This window comes from Cupriavidus sp. 01L43, from assembly GCF_056399925.1.
This window is the reverse complement of the sequence record NZ_JBFTSH010000002.1, coordinates 590,733-605,846: the sequence shown is the minus strand read 5'-3', so window position 1 is coordinate 605,846 and position 15,114 is coordinate 590,733. Positions and strand designations below refer to the sequence as shown.

The window sequence follows — 15,114 nt, the reverse complement described above, 5'->3', positions numbered from 1 at the left end:
ACACCATGCGCACCATCGCATCGCTGGAAGAGCTGGAGGGCCTGCAAGGCCAGGAAGTGGCCGTCAGCGACTGGACCGAGATTACGCAGCAGCAGGTCAACCTGTTTGCCGAAGCCACTGGCGACCATCAGTGGATCCACGTCGACGTGGAGCGCGCCAAGCGCGAGTCCCCGTTCGGCGCCCCGGTCGCCCATGGCTTCCTGACGCTGTCGCTGCTGCCGCAGTTCATGCAGAACGCCATCCATATGGAAGGCGTCAAGATGGGCGTCAACTACGGCCTGAACCGGGTGCGATTCACTTCGCCGGTGCCGGTGGGCAGCCGCCTGCGCGCCCGCGTGAAGCTGCTCAAGGTCGAGCGGCTCGACCCGACGCCCAACGGCCTGATCGGCGCCCAGTCCACCTGGGAGGTGACGGTGGAGCGGGAGGGCAGCGATCGCCCGGTCTGCGTGGCAGAATCGATTAGCCGACGCTACTCCTGAGCGCCAGCCAGTTCCGATCTGAATCGGAAAACGACGAGGGCCGCTAGAACGCGGCCCTCGTCGTTTGTCCAGCGGAATCGTCGAAAAACGATCCATCACGACATGACTGTTTCCTGCGCGCGACACTTTCGGGCGGCCGATGTCATTGTCCGATTTTCCGAACAGTGTTTCCGCACCCCGTGGGTTTACCCCTAATGTTGCGTTGCGGTACAGTCGCGCCCACGATGCTTTATGTTATGCGATATCCGCTCGAAGACCGTGCCCGCTGCGCTGGCGGGGTGGTCGAAACCGGTGGAAATCGCGTGAGTGTCGTGACACAACGCTCGTCCCGGCGGCAGTCTCGAGCCGGGATCGATCGCAGTTCAGGCAGTCGGTTACCTCAGCGCACGCACCGCCCCCTCCGGCATCCCGCGCACGCAGTCGTCAGTTGCTGTCCAGCCGCGTTCATGGCGTTGCCCGGCCGCATGGTCCGCAGGCGCTTGCATCGCCAGTCCCGCAACGCCAGCTTTGGACACGTCCTCCGGTTTTTCCCAGCCCAGCCAGCCAGTTGCCCCGTGCAGCGGATGGCGGTGCCGCGCCTGCATGTCGGGAGCGGCCCAACCAGACCGTCGTGACATGAAAAAACCCATAATGCCGCGCTGGACGCGGTTCCTGCCTAGCCTTGGCTTGCTGTTGCTGGCCGGCTGCAACATGACGCTGCTCGACCCGAAGGGTCAGGTCGGTGTCGACATCAAGGGCATCATCCTGATCGCCACCTGGCTCATGCTGCTGGTGGTGGTGCCGGTGATCGTCCTGACGCTGGTCTTCGCCTGGAAGTACCGCGCCACGAACACGGCTGCCCGGTACGAGCCGGACTGGTCGCACTCGACCAAGATCGAAGTGGTGGTCTGGCTGATCCCCTGCATCATCATCGCGGTGCTGGGCTATATCACCTGGAAGTCGTCGCACGACCTGGACCCCTACAAGCCGCTGGAATCGAACGTCAAGCCGATCACGGTGGAAGCGGTCGCGCTGAACTGGAAATGGCTGTTCATCTATCCGGAACTGAAGATCGCCACGGTCAACCAGCTGGCGCTGCCGGTGGGTACCCCGGTGAACTTCAAGATCACCTCGGATTCGATCATGAATTCGTTCTTCATTCCCCAGCTGGGCAGCCAGGTGTATGCCATGGCCGGGATGGAGACCAAGCTGCACCTCATCGCCAACGAAGCCGGCACGTATGACGGCATGTCCGCCAACTACAGCGGCGGCGGCTTCTCGGGCATGAAATTCAAGGCCATTGCGATGTCGAACTTCGACTTCGACGCGTGGGTGGCCCAGGTGCGCGCTTCTGACCGCCAACTCGCTGCCGCGGACTACAAGGTCCTGGCCAAGCCGAGCGAAGCGGAACCGGTTGCCCTCTACGGCAAGGTCGAAGACGGCCTGTACACCGGCATCCTGCATCAGTACATGGGCGCCGACGGCCGCGCCATGGCCCGCGAGGGCTTCGATGGCGGCCCGGTCTGCACGTCGCGTAACACGCTCGGCGAAGAGCGGGTGTCCATGACCACGCCGGCCAAGCCGGCGCTGGGCGCGCAATCCTAGGAGCAATGATGTTTGGCAAATTGAGTTTGTCGGCGATTCCGTTTCATGAGCCGATCATCATGATCACACTGAGCTGCGTGGCCCTGGGCGGGCTGGCGCTGCTCGGTGGGATTACGTACTTCAAGAAGTGGAACTACCTGTGGAGCGAGTGGATTACGTCCGTCGACCACAAGAAGATCGGCGTGATGTACTCGCTGGTGGCGCTGATCATGCTGCTGCGCGGCTTTGCCGACGCGGTCATGATGCGTACCCAGCTGGCGCTGGCCACCAACGGCGACCCCGGCATCCTGCCCCCTGAGCACTACGACCAGATCTTCACCGCCCACGGCGTGATCATGATCTTCTTCGTGGCCATGCCGCTGATGACGGGCCTGATGAACCTCGTGGTGCCGCTGCAGATCGGCGCGCGCGACGTGGCGTTCCCGTTCCTGAACACGCTGAGCTTCTGGCTGTTCGTGGCCGGCGCGATGCTGGTCAACGTGTCCCTGGGGGTTGGTGAATTCGCACGTACCGGCTGGCTGGCGTATCCGCCGCTGTCGGGCATCGACTACAGCCCTGGCGTAGGGGTGGATTACTACCTCTGGTCCTTGCAGATATCAGGCTTGGGCACGCTGCTGACCGGCGTGAACTTCCTCGTGACCATCCTCAAGATGCGCGCCCCGGGCATGACCCTGATGCGCATGCCGGTGTTCACCTGGACCGTGCTGTGCACCAACGTGCTGATCGTGGCCGCCTTCCCGGTGCTGACGGTGTCGCTGGCGCTGCTGGGCCTGGACCGCTACTTCGGCATGCACTTCTTCACGAACGACGGTGGCGGCAACGCCATGATGTACGTGAACCTGATCTGGATCTGGGGCCACCCCGAGGTGTACATCCTGATCCTGCCGGCGTTCGGCATCTTCTCGGAAATCATCTCGACGTTCTCGGGCAAGAAGCTGTTCGGCTACAAGGGCATGGTCTACGCGACGGCCGCGATCATGGTGCTGTCGTTCCTGGTCTGGCTGCACCACTTCTTCACGATGGGCTCCGGCGCTAACGTGAATGCCTTCTTCGGCATCACCACGATGATCATCTCCATCCCGACCGGGGTGAAGATCTTCAACTGGCTGTTCACGATGTACCGTGGCCGCGTGCAGCTGACGTCGCCGGTGCTGTGGACGCTGGGCTTCATGGTCACCTTCGTGATCGGTGGCATGACCGGCGTGCTGATGGCCGTGCCGGCCGCCGACTTCGTGCTGCATAACAGCCTGTTCCTGATTGCCCACTTCCACAACGTGATCATCGGTGGCGTGCTGTTCGGCTACCTGGCCGGCGTGACCTACTGGTGGCCGAAGGCGTTCGGCTTCAAGCTGGACGAGCGTCTGGGCAAGTGCGCGTTCTGGTGCTGGCTGGTTGGCTTCTACTTCGCGTTCATGCCGCTGTACGTGCTGGGCCTGATGGGCATGACCCGCCGCCTGAACCATACCGACAACCCGGCCTGGACCCCGTTCCTGTACGCGGCCGTGATCGGCGTGGTGTTCATCGCCATGGGTATCGGCTTCCAGGTGCTGCAGATCGTCGTGTCGATCCGCAACCGCAAGGCGCTGGCGGACGTCACGGGCGATCCGTGGGGTGGCCGTACGCTGGAGTGGGCCACGTCGTCGCCGCCCGCGTTCTACAACTTCGCGCACACCCCGGTGGTGCGTGACCTGGACGCGTTTGCCGACATGAAGGCCCGCGGCGAGACCATCCGCACGGACGGCTACGAGCAGATCCACATGCCGAAGAACACCGCTGCAGGCTTCTACATGGGTGCCTTCAGCCTCGCGCTGGGCTTCGCGCTGACCTGGCATATCTGGTGGCTTGCCGCCGTGGGCCTGGTTGGCATGGTGGTGGCGTTCATCCGCCGCGCCAACGACGACCATATCGATTACTACGTGCCGGCCAAGCAGGTCGAGCAGATCGAAACGCTGCACCAGCAGCGCATCGCTACGCAGGGCTGATCATCATGTCGACTGAAGTTCTAGACCGTTTTGGGGCGCAAGCCCCCGCCCACGGCCACGCGCACGATGCCGCGCATGACCACGACCACGCCCATCACGACACCAGCGAGAACACCATCTTTGGTTTCTGGCTGTATCTGATGAGCGACTGCATCTTGTTCGCGTGCCTGTTCGCCGCCTACGCCGTGCTGCGCGGCGAAGTGGCGGGCGGCCCGTCGGGCAAGGAGCTGTTCGAGCTCAACTTCGTGCTGGTCGAGACGTTCATCCTGCTGTTCTCGTCGATCACGTACGGCTTCGCGATGATCTCGCTGCAGAACCGCAGCAAGGGTCGCGTGCTGATCTGGCTGGGCGTGACGTTCCTGCTGGGCGCCGCGTTCATGTCGATGGAAATCTATGAGTTCCATCACCTGATCCACGAAGGCGCCGGCCCGGGCCGCAGCGCGTTCCTGTCGTCGTTCTTCACGCTCGTGGGCACCCACGGCCTGCACGTGGCCAGCGGCATGGTCTGGATGCTCGTGCTGATGTGGCAGCTGAACAAGAAGGGCATGACCCCGACGATGGAAAAGCGCCTGAACTGCCTGAGCCTGTTTTGGCACTTCTTGGACATCGTCTGGATCGGTGTCTTCACCGTCGTCTACCTGATGGGAGCACTGTAATGGCACAACAACATGCAACGGCGGCCCACGGCGAGTCGCACGGCCACAGCAGCGTCAAGTCGTATGTGATCGGCTTCGTGCTGGCCGTGATCCTGACGGTGATCCCGTTCAAGATCGTGATGGACGGCACGATGGACCGCGGCACCATCCTCTGGATCATCCTCGGCATGGCCGTGGTCCAGATCGTGGTCCACCTGAAGTACTTCCTCCACATGGATGGCTCCAAGGGCCAGCGCTGGAACGTCATGGCGTTCCTGTTCACGCTGCTGATCCTGTTCATCGTGCTGGCCGGTTCGCTCTGGATCATGCACAACATGAATGCCAACATGATGCCGATGATGAAGTAAGCATCGTCAGGCATGGAGCGAAGACGGGGCCCTCGGGCCCCGTTTTTTATTGTCGGCGGTGCGCGATGCACTGCCGCCGGCCCGGATCCTGCACTGATTTGCGGCTATGCACGATGCCGGTGCGGGAGTTGGCGCGCCCCCGCCGGCCCCGGTGACCCGATTGGCACCGGATTGGTGCGACGGGATCACCCGCCGTGACGTTTTCTCCCACCTTTGATCGTTCCCGGCCCGGCAGTCCATGGCACGCTAGTTGCAGAAGGATCACCCGGGGTGCGTAGAGTCCCTGACCACATACGACAAACTGGGAGCTGCAATGAAACGACGTGACATGCTGAAGCTGTCGGCGGTAGCCGCCGCGGCAATGATCGGTACCAGCCCGCTGCTGGCGCAGTCGAAGGATCCGATCAAGGTCGGCATCCTGCATTCGCTGTCGGGCACGATGGCCATCTCCGAGACCTCGCTCAAGGACGTGGCGCTGATGACCATCGACGAGATCAACAAGAGCGGCGGCGTGCTGGGCCGCAAGCTCGAGCCGGTGGTGGTGGACCCCGCCTCCAACTGGCCGCTGTTCGCCGAGAAGGCGCGCCAACTGGTCACGCAGGACAAGGTCGCCGTCACGTTTGGCTGCTGGACCTCGGTATCGCGCAAGTCCGTGCTCCCGGTCTACGAGGAACTGAACTCGCTGCTGTTCTACCCGGTGCAGTACGAGGGCGAGGAAATGTCGAAGAACGTGTTCTACACCGGCGCCGCGCCTAACCAGCAGGCCATCCCGGCTGTGGAATACCTGATGAGCAAGGAAGGCGGCGGCGCCAAGCGCTTCTTCCTGCTCGGCACCGACTACGTGTACCCGCGTACGACCAACAAGATCCTGCGCGCGTTCCTGAAGAGCAAGGGCGTTGCCGACAAGGACATCGAGGAGGTCTACACCCCGTTTGGCCATAGCGACTACCAGACTATCGTCGCCAACATCAAGAAGTTCTCGCAGGGCGGCAAGACGGCCGTGATCTCGACGATCAACGGCGACTCCAACGTGCCGTTCTACAAGGAACTGGGCAACGCCGGCCTGAAGGCCAAGGACGTGCCGGTGGTGGCCTTCTCCGTGGGCGAGGAAGAACTGCGTGGCATCGACACCAAGCCGCTGGTCGGCCACCTGGCCGCCTGGAACTACTTCATGTCGGTGAAGAACCCCGAGAACGACGCGTTCAAGAAGCAATGGGCGGCATGGGTCAAGGCCAACAACCTGCCCGGCGGCGACAAGCGCGTGACCAACGACCCGATGGAAGCCACCTACGTCGGCATCCATATGTGGGCGCAGGCGGTCAAGAAGGCCGGCACCACCGACGCGGACAAGGTGCGCCAGGCCATGTATGGCCAGACCTTCAAGTCGCCGGACGGCTTCACGCTGACCATGGGCGAGAACCACCACCTGTACAAGCCGGTGATGATCGGCGAAGTGAAGGGCGACGGCCAGTTCTCCGTGGTGTGGAAGACGGCGAAGCCGGTGCGCGCGCAGCCGTGGAGCCCGTTCATCGCGGGTAACGAAGGCAAGCCGGACAAGGTTGTCGCCGGCCGCTGATCTCCAGCGTACCCATGGTGTTTTGCCCCTCTCCCTTGGGAGAGGGGAGCCCTCCCTCGGTCGTTCCACGCATAAAAGACGCGAACCATCGCGCCATATCAGACGCCAGCCAGCCCTATGCACCGATCTCCATTCCCGTCCGCCTTGCCGTGGCTGCGCGCCATGCTGGCTGCGCTGTTGCTGGCCGCCGCGCCGCTGTGGGCGGCACCGCTCACGCAGGCTGATCTCAAGCCGCTGGTCGAAGACGACTTCGACGCGAAGACCGCCGCGCTCGCCGCGCTGACCCAGGCGCCGCCCGAGCAGGCCGGCCCGATCCTGCGCGCGCTCCAGGACGATGCACTCCAATATGCGCCATCGGTGGGCATGGTGCGCCAGGATGGCGACAAGACCGTCGATGCCATCACTGGCAAGCCGGTGACCGTGAAGGCCGATGAACTCGAGTCCCTCACGCTGAACAACAGCCTGCGGGCCATCGTCGATAGCGCCGCGAGCAGCCTCCTGCTGCAGTCGCCGGACATCGCGGTGCGTACGCAGGCCATCAACACCTTGTCCGATCAACCCGAGAGCGCCTCGCGCGAAGTCGTGGAAGCGGCCCGCAAGGCCGAGGCCGATGCCGGCCTGCGCGCCCGGCTCGACGTGATCTGGGCCAACACCGTACTGGCGCAGGGCACCGACGCCACGCGCGACGCGCGGCTGGAAGCCATCCGCATCCTCGGCCAGGACAGCAATCCGCAGATCCGCCAGAAGCTGACGCCGCTGGTGGAGCGCGATGAAGCGGGCAAGTTCAAGGAGCCCGACGCCGACGTGCGCGCCGCCGCCCAGCAGGCCATCGACAAGATGCGTGGCGAGCAAGGCCGCGCCGAGCTGCTCGGCAACCTGTTCGCCGGCCTGAGCCTTGGTAGCGTGCTGCTGCTGGCCGCGCTGGGCCTGGCCATCACCTACGGGCTGATCGGCGTCATCAACATGGCGCACGGCGAGTTCCTGATGATCGGCGCCTACGCCACCTACGTGGTGCAGACGCTGTTCCGCGCCTATGCGCCGAATGCGTTCGATTGGTACCTGCTGGCGGCGCTGCCGGCGTCGTTCCTGGCAGCGGGTGTCGTCGGCTTCGCCATCGAGCGGATCGTGCTGCGCCACCTGTACGGCCGCCCGCTCGAGACGCTGCTGGCCACCTTCGGTATCAGCCTGCTGCTGATGCAGGCCGTGCGCACCCTCTTCGGCGCCCAGAACGTGGAGGTAGCAAACCCCAACTGGATGAGCGGCGGCGTGACGGCGATGGCCGGCCTCGTGATTCCGTACAACCGCATCGTCATCATCGCCTTCGCGCTGGCCGTGGTGGCCGTGGCGTGGGCGGTGCTGAATCGCACGCGGCTCGGCCTGTTCGTGCGCGCCACCACGCAGAACCGCACCATGGCGGCCTGTGTGGGCGTGCGCACGTGGAAGGTGGATAGCTACGCCTTCGCCTTCGGCGCCGGCATCGCCGGGCTGGGCGGCTGCGCGCTGTCCCAGATCGGCAACGTAGGGCCGGACCTCGGGCAGGCCTACATCATCGATTCGTTCATGGTGGTGGTGCTCGGCGGCGTGGGCCAGCTGGCCGGCACCATCGTCGGCGCCTTCGGGCTCGGCCTCATCAACAAGTTCATCGAGCCGTTCTACGGCGCGGTGCTGGCCAAGATCTTCGTCCTGGTGCTGATCGTGCTGTTTATCCAGAAACGCCCGCAGGGCCTGTTCGCGCTCAAAGGGCGCAGCGCGGAGGCATGACATGCGTAGCTTTCAATCGAAATCCTCGAACGGGGCGCCGTTCCGCCTCTCGGTTCCCGAGCGCCAGCCGCTCTTCTCGCGCAAGGTGTGGCTGGCGCTGGTCATCCTCACGCTGGTGGTCGCGGTCGGCGTGCCGATCTGCGCGCTGGTGATTCCGGAGGGCCACCCGCTGCACCTGTCGGCCTACGCGCTGACGCTGATCGGCAAGATCATGTGCTTCGCGCTGGCGGCCATTGCGCTGGACCTGGTGTGGGGCTACTGCGGCATCCTGAGCCTCGGCCACGGGCTGTTCTTCGCGCTGGGCGGCTATGCGATGGGCATGTACCTGATGCGGTCGATCGGCCGCGAAGGCGTGTACAAGAGCGACCTGCCCGACTTCATGGTGTTCCTCGACTGGAAGGAGCTGCCCTGGTTCTGGCACGGCACCGAGCACCTGCCGTACGCGATGCTGCTGGTCGTGCTGGTGCCGGGCGTGCTGGCGTGGCTGTTCGGCTTCTTCGCCTTCCGCTCGCGCATCAAGGGCGTGTACCTGTCGATCATCACGCAGGCCATGACCTACGCGGCGATGCTGCTGTTCTTCCGCAACGAGACCGGCTTCGGCGGCAACAACGGCTTCACGGACTTCAAGCGCATCGCCGGCTACGCCGTGGCCGCGCCGGAAACCCGCGCCGCGCTGTTCGTGCTGACCTTCCTGGCGCTGCTCGGCGGGTTCGTGGCGTGCCGCTATATCGTCACGTCCAAGCTGGGCCGGGTGGTCACCGCAGTGCGGGATGCCGAGATGCGCGTGATGTTCTCCGGCTACAACCCGCTCGGCTACAAGCTGTTCGTCTGGACCTTCTCGGCCGTGCTGTGCGGGATTGCCGGCGCGCTCTACGTGCCGCAGGTGGGCATCATCAACCCGGGCGAGATGTCGCCAGCCAACTCCATCGAGATGGCGGTCTGGGTGGCCGTGGGCGGCCGCGGTACGCTGATCGGGCCGATCGTCGGCGCCTTCCTGGTCAACGGCGCCAAGACCATGTTCACGGCCTACTTCGCCGAATACTGGTTGTTCCTGCTCGGCGCGATGTTCGTGCTCGTGACGCTGTATCTGCCCGATGGCGTGGTGGGCCTGTGGCGCCGCCTGCGTGGCAAGCGCACGGCCGCCCAGAAAATCCAGGCGGCCACGGGCGAGCCGGTGAACCCGGCCGCCGTGACCCCGCAACAAGGGAGCGAGGCATGAACGCGGCCACTTCCCAACAAGGTGCAAAACACGGCGCGGATCAGGCGGAGAGCGGCGACGCCACCGGCCTGGGCCGCGTGCTGGAGCCCGGCGTCATCGACACCTCGCACGGTCCCATCCTTTACCTGGAGGACCTGACCGTGCAGTTCGACGGCTTCCGCGCCCTGAACAAGCTGTCGCTGTCCATCGATCACGGCGAGCTGCGCTGCGTGATCGGCCCGAACGGCGCCGGCAAGACCACGATGATGGACGTCATCACCGGCAAGACCGGCCCGCGCAACGCCAACGTCAGCGGGCGCGTCTTCCTCGGGCAGTCCATCGATCTGATGCGGATGACCGAGCCGCGCATCGCGCAGGTCGGCATCGGCCGCAAGTTCCAGAAGCCCACGGTCTTCGAGCAGCACGAGGTCTGGGAGAACCTGGAACTGGCGATGAAGGCGGACAAGCGCTGGTGGTCGTCGCTGCGCGCGCGGCTGACCGGCGAGGGCCATCGCCGCATCGAGGAAACGCTGGCGCTGACCGGGCTCGAAGACGAGGCGTATCGCCCGGCCGGCCTGCTGTCCCACGGCCAGAAGCAGCGGCTCGAAATCGGCATGTTGCTGATGCAGCAACCGCAACTGCTGCTGCTCGATGAACCCGTGGCCGGCATGACCGACGAAGAGACGATGCAACTGGCCGGCCTGCTGAACAGCCTGCGCGGCAGTTGCTCGATGATGGTCGTGGAGCACGACATGGAATTCGTGGCGGCGCTGGCCGGCGAGTCCGGCAAGGTTTCGGTGCTGGCCGAAGGCAGCCTGCTGGCCGAAGGCACGCTAGACGCCGTGAAGCGCGACGAGCGCGTGATCGAGTCCTATCTGGGAAGGTAACCATGCTGCAGGTCAATGCACTGAACCAGTTCTACGGCGGCAGCCACATCCTGCGCGACATCTCGTTCGAGGTGCCCCAGGGCAAGCTGACCACGCTGCTCGGCCGCAACGGCGTGGGCAAGAGCACGCTGCTCAAATGCCTGATGGGCGTGGTGCCCACGCGCAGCGGCCACATCAGCTGGGAGGGCAAGGCCCTCGAGAAGAAGGCCCCGTACGAGCGCGTCTCGGCCGGGCTCGCCTACGTGCCGCAGGGCCGCGAGATCTTCCCGCGCCTGACCGTCGAGGAAAACCTGCTGATCGGCGCCGCCAGCCGCGCGCGCCCGAACGGCGTGCCGGACCGGATCTACCAGCTCTTCCCGGTGCTGCGCACCATGCGTTCGCGCCGCGGCGGCGATCTCTCCGGCGGCCAGCAGCAGCAACTGGCCATCGGCCGGGCGCTGATGAGCGAGCCGCAGCTGCTGATTCTCGACGAGCCCACCGAAGGCATCCAGCCGTCCATCATCCAGGACATCGGCCGCGCGCTGCGCCTGCTGGTGGACGAGTTCGGCATGACGGTGCTGCTGGTGGAGCAGTACTACGAATTCGCCCGCCATCTGGCCGATCACTACGTCGTGATGAGCCGGGGCGAAGTGGTGGCCCGGGGCGAGGGCGCCACGATGGAACAGGATGGTGTGCGGGAGCTGATCGCGGTGTAATCTTCGCCCATGCGTCACCCCGATTTCCCCTCCCAACTCGCCATGCCTGCCTGGCATGCCAGCCTGCGCCTGCGCTTTGCCGCGCGCGCGGGCCGCACGGCCTTGGTCGAACGCCGCCATCAGGGGCCGCTGCTGGTGCAGAAGCCGCTGTATCCCGAGGGCGGCATCTGCCACGTGGTGGTGCTGCATCCGCCCGCCGGTGTGGCTGGTGGCGACCGGCTCGACATCGACATCGCCGTGGAAGCCGGCGCCCATGCCGTGCTGGCCACGCCGGGCGCCACCAAATGGTACAAGTCGCTCGGCCGCGAGGCCGCCCAGCAGGTGCGCATCGAGGTGGCCGACGGGGCCCGGCTGGACTGGCTGCCGCAAGAGAACATCGTGTTCGACGATGCACGCGCCCGCATCGCCACGGACGTCGTCGTGGCGCCCACCGGCAGCGCCATCGGCTGGGATGCCGTGGTGCTGGGCCGGCAGGCCTCGGGCGAACGCTGGTCGAGCGGCGCGCTGTGGCTGGACACCCGCGTGGCCGGCCCCGACCGCGCGCTGTGGATCGAGCAATCGCAGGTCGATGCCACCTCGGCGCTGCGCCCTGCCGTGGCGGGCATGGACGGCCTGCACATCCTCGGCACGCTCTGGGCGGTGGGGCAGGGCGCCACGCCGGCGCTGGCCGAAACCCTGGCTGAACAATTACCCTATGTCCCGGACCTGCGCGCCGGCGTGACCTGCCTCGCCGGGTCTGCAGGGCAGTCCATGCTGCTGCTGCGCGTGCTCGGGCGCGACATGGAAGCCGTGCGGCGCGTGATGACCGGCGCCTGGTCCACGCTGCGCGCGCCGATCCATGGCGTGGCGGCGCGGCCGCTGCGCCTCTGGGCCACCTGACAACAAGACAAGCAAAGAACGAGGAACAGAACGATGGAACTGACGCCGCGCGAGAAGGACAAGCTGCTGATCTTCACCGCCGCCCTGCTGGCCGAGCGCCGCCGTGCACGCGGGCTCAAGCTCAACTACCCCGAGGCGGTGGCCCTGATCACCGCCGCGATCATGGAAGGCGCGCGCGACGGCCGCACCGTGGCCGACCTGATGCACGAGGGCACCACCGTGCTGACGCGCGAGGACGTCATGGACGGCGTGGCCGAACTGATCCCCGAGATCCAGGTCGAGGCCACCTTCCCGGACGGCACCAAGCTCGTCACCGTGCACCATCCCATCGTCTGACACCCAATTCCACAACAAGAGAGCAACCATGCACCGATTCCTCCATCGCGCCGCCACCGGCGCCGTGCTGACCCTGGCCACCGCCTCCGCCTTCGCCCACCCCGGTCATGACGCCGGCACCGTGGGCGCCAGCCTCTGGGCCGGCGTGCTGCACCCGTTCACCGGCGCCGACCACCTGCTGGCGATGGCGGCCGCGGGCGTGTGGAGCGCGCTCGCCACGAATTCGCGCGGCGCCTTCGGGCAAGGCGCGCCGGCCAAGGCCGACCTGCTGCGCCTGCCGCTGGCCTTCGTCGCCATGATGCTGGTGGGCGCGGCGCTGGGCCTTGCCGGCGTGACGCTGCCGGCCGTGGAGCCGATGATCGCGGTGTCGCTGCTGGTGATCGGCCTGCTGGTGGCCGTGCGGGCGCGGCTGTCGGCCATGGCCGGGATGGCCATCGTCGGCGGCTTCGCGCTGTTCCACGGCTACGCGCACGGCGCCGAGCTGCCGGCCACGGCCGGGGCGATGCCGGCGGTGCTGGCCTATGTGGGCGGCTTCGCCGTGGCGACGATGGCGCTGCACGGCCTGGGCATCGGTGCGGGCCTGTTCCTGCGCCGCCATGCGGGCTGGCTCGCCCGCGTGGCCGGGGCTGGCGTGGCGCTGTACGGCGCCGGCCTGCTGGTCGCCTGAGCGGCGGACGTCACGATCAAGGAGCCTTGCGATGATTCCCGGTGAACTGATGCCGCTCGACGGCGAAATCGAACTGAACGCGGGCCGCGCCACGGTGAGCGTCACGGTGGCCAACACCGGCGACCGCCCCGTGCAGGTGGGTTCGCACTTCCACTTCTACGAAACCAACGCCGCGCTCGACTTCGACCGCGAGGCCGCGCGCGGCTTCCGGCTCGACATCGCGGCAGGCACGGCGGTGCGCTTCGAGCCCGGCCAGTCGCGCACGGTGCAACTGGTGGCGCTCGACGGCGACCGCATCGTCTACGGCTTCAACGGCAAGATCATGGGAGCGCTGTAATGAGCGTGAAAATCTCCAGGCAGGCCTATGCCGAGATGTTCGGCCCCACCACCGGCGACCGCCTGCGGCTGGCCGACACCGGGCTGGTGATCGAAGTCGAACGTGACTACACGATCTACGGCGAGGAAGTGAAGTTCGGCGGCGGCAAGGTGATCCGCGACGGCATGGGTCAGAGCCAGCGCATGGCCAAGGACTGCGTCGACACCGTCATCACCAATGCGCTGATCGTGGACCACTGGGGCATCGTCAAGGCCGACATCGGCCTCAAGCACGGCCGCATCGCGTCGATCGGCAAGGCCGGCAACCCGGACATCCAGCCCGGCGTGACCATCGTCGTGGGACCGGGGACGGAGGTCATCGCGGGCGAGGGCATGATCGTCACCGCCGGCGGCATCGACAGCCACATCCATTTCATCTGCCCGCAGCAGATCGAGGAAGCGCTGATGAGCGGCGTGACGACGATGATCGGCGGCGGCACCGGCCCGGCCACGGGCACCTTCGCCACCACCGTCACGCCGGGGCCGTGGTACATGGAGCGCATGCTCCAGGCGGCCGATGCCTACCCGATGAATATCGGCTTCCTGGGCAAGGGCAACGCCAGCCAGCCCGGCCCGCTGACCGAGCAGGTCGAGGCGGGCGCCATCGGCCTGAAGCTGCACGAGGACTGGGGCACCACGCCGCAGGCCATCGACACCTGCCTGACCGTGGCCGACGCCACCGACACCCAGGTGGCCATCCACACGGACACGCTCAACGAGGGCGGCTTCGTCGAGGCCACCATCGCCGCCTTCAAGGGCCGCACGATCCACACCTACCACACCGAGGGTGCCGGCGGCGGCCATGCGCCGGACATCATCAAGGTCTGCGGCGAGGCCAACGTGCTGCCGTCGTCGACCAATCCCACGCGCCCGTACACCGTGAACACGCTGGACGAGCACCTGGACATGCTGATGGTGTGCCATCACCTGGATCCGGCGATTGCCGAGGACATCGCCTTCGCGGAGTCGCGCATCCGCCGCGAGACCATCGCGGCCGAGGACATCCTGCACGACCTGGGCGCGTTCTCGATGATTTCGAGCGATTCGCAGGCCATGGGCCGCGTGGGCGAGGTCATCATCCGCACCTGGCAGACCGCGCACAAGATGGCGGCGCAGCGCGGCAAGCTGCCGGGCGACCCGCACGACGCGCGCGGCGGCCACGACAACTTCCGCGTGAAGCGCTACATTGCCAAGTACACGATCAACCCGGCGCTGACGCATGGCATCGCGCACGAGGTGGGCTCGATCGAGGTCGGCAAATGGGCGGACCTGGTGCTGTGGAAGCCGGCCTTCTTCGGCGTGAAGCCGAGCCTGATCCTGAAGGGCGGGATGATCGCGGCGGCGGCGATGGGCGACCCCAACGCGTCGATCCCCACGCCCCAGCCGGTGCACTATCGGCCGATGTTCGCCTCGGCGGGCGGGGCGCTGCCGCGCTCGTCGCTGACCTTCGTGTCGCAGGCGGCGCTGGCGGCGGACGTGGGCGGGCGCTACGGGCTGGCCAAGACGCTGGCGGCGGTGCGCGGCACGCGTACGGTGAGCAAGCGCGATATGGTCCACAATGACTGGCAGCCGAACGTCACCGTGGACCCGGAGACCTACCAGGTGGTGGCCGACGGCCAACTGCTGATGTGCGAACCCGCCACCGTGCTGCCGATGGCGCAGCGCTATTTCCTGTTCTGACGGCCCCGGATT

The 15,114-nt window shown here is 66.2% G+C and carries 15 protein-coding genes; all 15 read left to right on the top strand.

Going from position 1 to position 15,114, the window contains the following annotated elements; all coding sequences use genetic code 11:
• Nucleotides 1-5 precede the first annotated feature (5 nt).
• Nucleotides 6-479, top strand: coding sequence for a MaoC family dehydratase (locus tag AC1DP9_RS05910; RefSeq protein WP_092292423.1), 474 nt, complete (start codon nucleotides 6-8; stop codon nucleotides 477-479).
• Between the two features lie 615 nt (nucleotides 480-1,094).
• On the top strand, nucleotides 1,095-2,063 hold the full coding sequence (gene cyoA, locus AC1DP9_RS05905) for a ubiquinol oxidase subunit II (protein ID WP_092292425.1): 969 nt from the start codon (nucleotides 1,095-1,097) through the stop codon (nucleotides 2,061-2,063).
• Between the two features lie 8 nt (nucleotides 2,064-2,071).
• Nucleotides 2,072-4,045 (top strand): cytochrome o ubiquinol oxidase subunit I, encoded by a 1,974-nt coding sequence (gene cyoB, locus AC1DP9_RS05900; protein WP_092293285.1) that lies wholly within the window; start codon nucleotides 2,072-2,074, stop codon nucleotides 4,043-4,045.
• A 5-nt stretch (nucleotides 4,046-4,050) separates the two neighbouring features.
• A complete protein-coding gene (gene cyoC / locus AC1DP9_RS05895) occupies nucleotides 4,051-4,701 on the top strand; it encodes a cytochrome o ubiquinol oxidase subunit III (protein ID WP_477106839.1) in 651 nt (216 codons plus the stop codon).
• Nucleotides 4,701-5,048 (top strand): cytochrome o ubiquinol oxidase subunit IV, encoded by a 348-nt coding sequence (gene cyoD / locus AC1DP9_RS05890; protein WP_092292429.1) that lies wholly within the window; start codon nucleotides 4,701-4,703, stop codon nucleotides 5,046-5,048. The genes cyoC and cyoD overlap by 1 nt, the downstream gene beginning before the upstream one ends.
• A gap of 313 nt (nucleotides 5,049-5,361) precedes the next feature.
• Nucleotides 5,362-6,624, top strand: a complete 1,263-nt coding sequence (urtA, locus tag AC1DP9_RS05885; RefSeq protein ID WP_477106838.1) for an urea ABC transporter substrate-binding protein — start codon at nucleotides 5,362-5,364, stop codon at nucleotides 6,622-6,624.
• Between the two features lie 117 nt (nucleotides 6,625-6,741).
• Nucleotides 6,742-8,385, top strand: a complete 1,644-nt coding sequence (gene urtB / locus AC1DP9_RS05880; RefSeq protein WP_477106837.1) for an urea ABC transporter permease subunit UrtB — start codon at nucleotides 6,742-6,744, stop codon at nucleotides 8,383-8,385.
• A gap of 1 nt (nucleotide 8,386) precedes the next feature.
• On the top strand, nucleotides 8,387-9,604 hold the full coding sequence (gene urtC, locus AC1DP9_RS05875; RefSeq protein ID WP_454756917.1) for an urea ABC transporter permease subunit UrtC: 1,218 nt from the start codon (nucleotides 8,387-8,389) through the stop codon (nucleotides 9,602-9,604).
• On the top strand, nucleotides 9,601-10,470 hold the full coding sequence (urtD, locus tag AC1DP9_RS05870) for an urea ABC transporter ATP-binding protein UrtD (RefSeq protein ID WP_092292437.1): 870 nt from the start codon (nucleotides 9,601-9,603) through the stop codon (nucleotides 10,468-10,470). Before urtC ends, urtD begins: the two co-directional genes overlap by 4 nt.
• A gap of 2 nt (nucleotides 10,471-10,472) precedes the next feature.
• Entirely contained in the window at nucleotides 10,473-11,165 is a 693-nt protein-coding gene (gene urtE, locus AC1DP9_RS05865; RefSeq protein ID WP_092292439.1) for an urea ABC transporter ATP-binding subunit UrtE, read from the top strand.
• A 9-nt stretch (nucleotides 11,166-11,174) separates the two neighbouring features.
• Nucleotides 11,175-12,044, top strand: a complete 870-nt coding sequence (locus AC1DP9_RS05860; protein WP_477106836.1) for an urease accessory protein UreD — start codon at nucleotides 11,175-11,177, stop codon at nucleotides 12,042-12,044.
• 33 nt (nucleotides 12,045-12,077) lie between these two features.
• Complete coding sequence (locus AC1DP9_RS05855) at nucleotides 12,078-12,380, top strand: urease subunit gamma (RefSeq protein WP_441643842.1); 303 nt, start codon at nucleotides 12,078-12,080, stop codon at nucleotides 12,378-12,380.
• 28 nt (nucleotides 12,381-12,408) lie between these two features.
• Nucleotides 12,409-13,047, top strand: coding sequence for a HupE/UreJ family protein (locus AC1DP9_RS05850; RefSeq protein ID WP_477106835.1), 639 nt, complete (start codon nucleotides 12,409-12,411; stop codon nucleotides 13,045-13,047).
• A gap of 31 nt (nucleotides 13,048-13,078) precedes the next feature.
• Complete coding sequence (locus AC1DP9_RS05845; protein WP_441591996.1) at nucleotides 13,079-13,384, top strand: urease subunit beta; 306 nt, start codon at nucleotides 13,079-13,081, stop codon at nucleotides 13,382-13,384.
• Entirely contained in the window at nucleotides 13,384-15,102 is a 1,719-nt protein-coding gene (gene ureC / locus AC1DP9_RS05840; protein WP_441643841.1) for an urease subunit alpha, read from the top strand. Before AC1DP9_RS05845 ends, ureC begins: the two co-directional genes overlap by 1 nt.
• Nucleotides 15,103-15,114: the final 12 nt, after the last annotated feature.

Excerpts from the sequence above, each read along its gene's own strand:
- ureC (WP_441643841.1), top strand. The coding sequence starts at position 13,384 with ATGAGCGTGAAAATCTCCAGGCAGGCCTATGCCGAGATGTTCGGCCCC.
- urtE (WP_092292439.1), top strand. The coding sequence starts at position 10,473 with ATGCTGCAGGTCAATGCACTGAACCAGTTCTACGGCGGCAGCCACATC.
- urtC (WP_454756917.1), top strand. The coding sequence starts at position 8,387 with ATGCGTAGCTTTCAATCGAAATCCTCGAACGGGGCGCCGTTCCGCCTC.
- AC1DP9_RS05845 (WP_441591996.1), top strand. The coding sequence starts at position 13,079 with ATGATTCCCGGTGAACTGATGCCGCTCGACGGCGAAATCGAACTGAAC.
- AC1DP9_RS05910 (WP_092292423.1), top strand. The coding sequence starts at position 6 with ATGCGCACCATCGCATCGCTGGAAGAGCTGGAGGGCCTGCAAGGCCAG.
- cyoD (WP_092292429.1), top strand. The coding sequence starts at position 4,701 with ATGGCACAACAACATGCAACGGCGGCCCACGGCGAGTCGCACGGCCAC.
- AC1DP9_RS05860 (WP_477106836.1), top strand. The coding sequence starts at position 11,175 with ATGCGTCACCCCGATTTCCCCTCCCAACTCGCCATGCCTGCCTGGCAT.
- AC1DP9_RS05850 (WP_477106835.1), top strand. The coding sequence starts at position 12,409 with ATGCACCGATTCCTCCATCGCGCCGCCACCGGCGCCGTGCTGACCCTG.
- urtA (WP_477106838.1), top strand. The coding sequence starts at position 5,362 with ATGAAACGACGTGACATGCTGAAGCTGTCGGCGGTAGCCGCCGCGGCA.
- AC1DP9_RS05855 (WP_441643842.1), top strand. The coding sequence starts at position 12,078 with ATGGAACTGACGCCGCGCGAGAAGGACAAGCTGCTGATCTTCACCGCC.
- urtB (WP_477106837.1), top strand. The coding sequence starts at position 6,742 with ATGCACCGATCTCCATTCCCGTCCGCCTTGCCGTGGCTGCGCGCCATG.
- cyoA (WP_092292425.1), top strand. The coding sequence starts at position 1,095 with ATGAAAAAACCCATAATGCCGCGCTGGACGCGGTTCCTGCCTAGCCTT.
- cyoB (WP_092293285.1), top strand. The coding sequence starts at position 2,072 with ATGTTTGGCAAATTGAGTTTGTCGGCGATTCCGTTTCATGAGCCGATC.
- cyoC (WP_477106839.1), top strand. The coding sequence starts at position 4,051 with ATGTCGACTGAAGTTCTAGACCGTTTTGGGGCGCAAGCCCCCGCCCAC.
- urtD (WP_092292437.1), top strand. The coding sequence starts at position 9,601 with ATGAACGCGGCCACTTCCCAACAAGGTGCAAAACACGGCGCGGATCAG.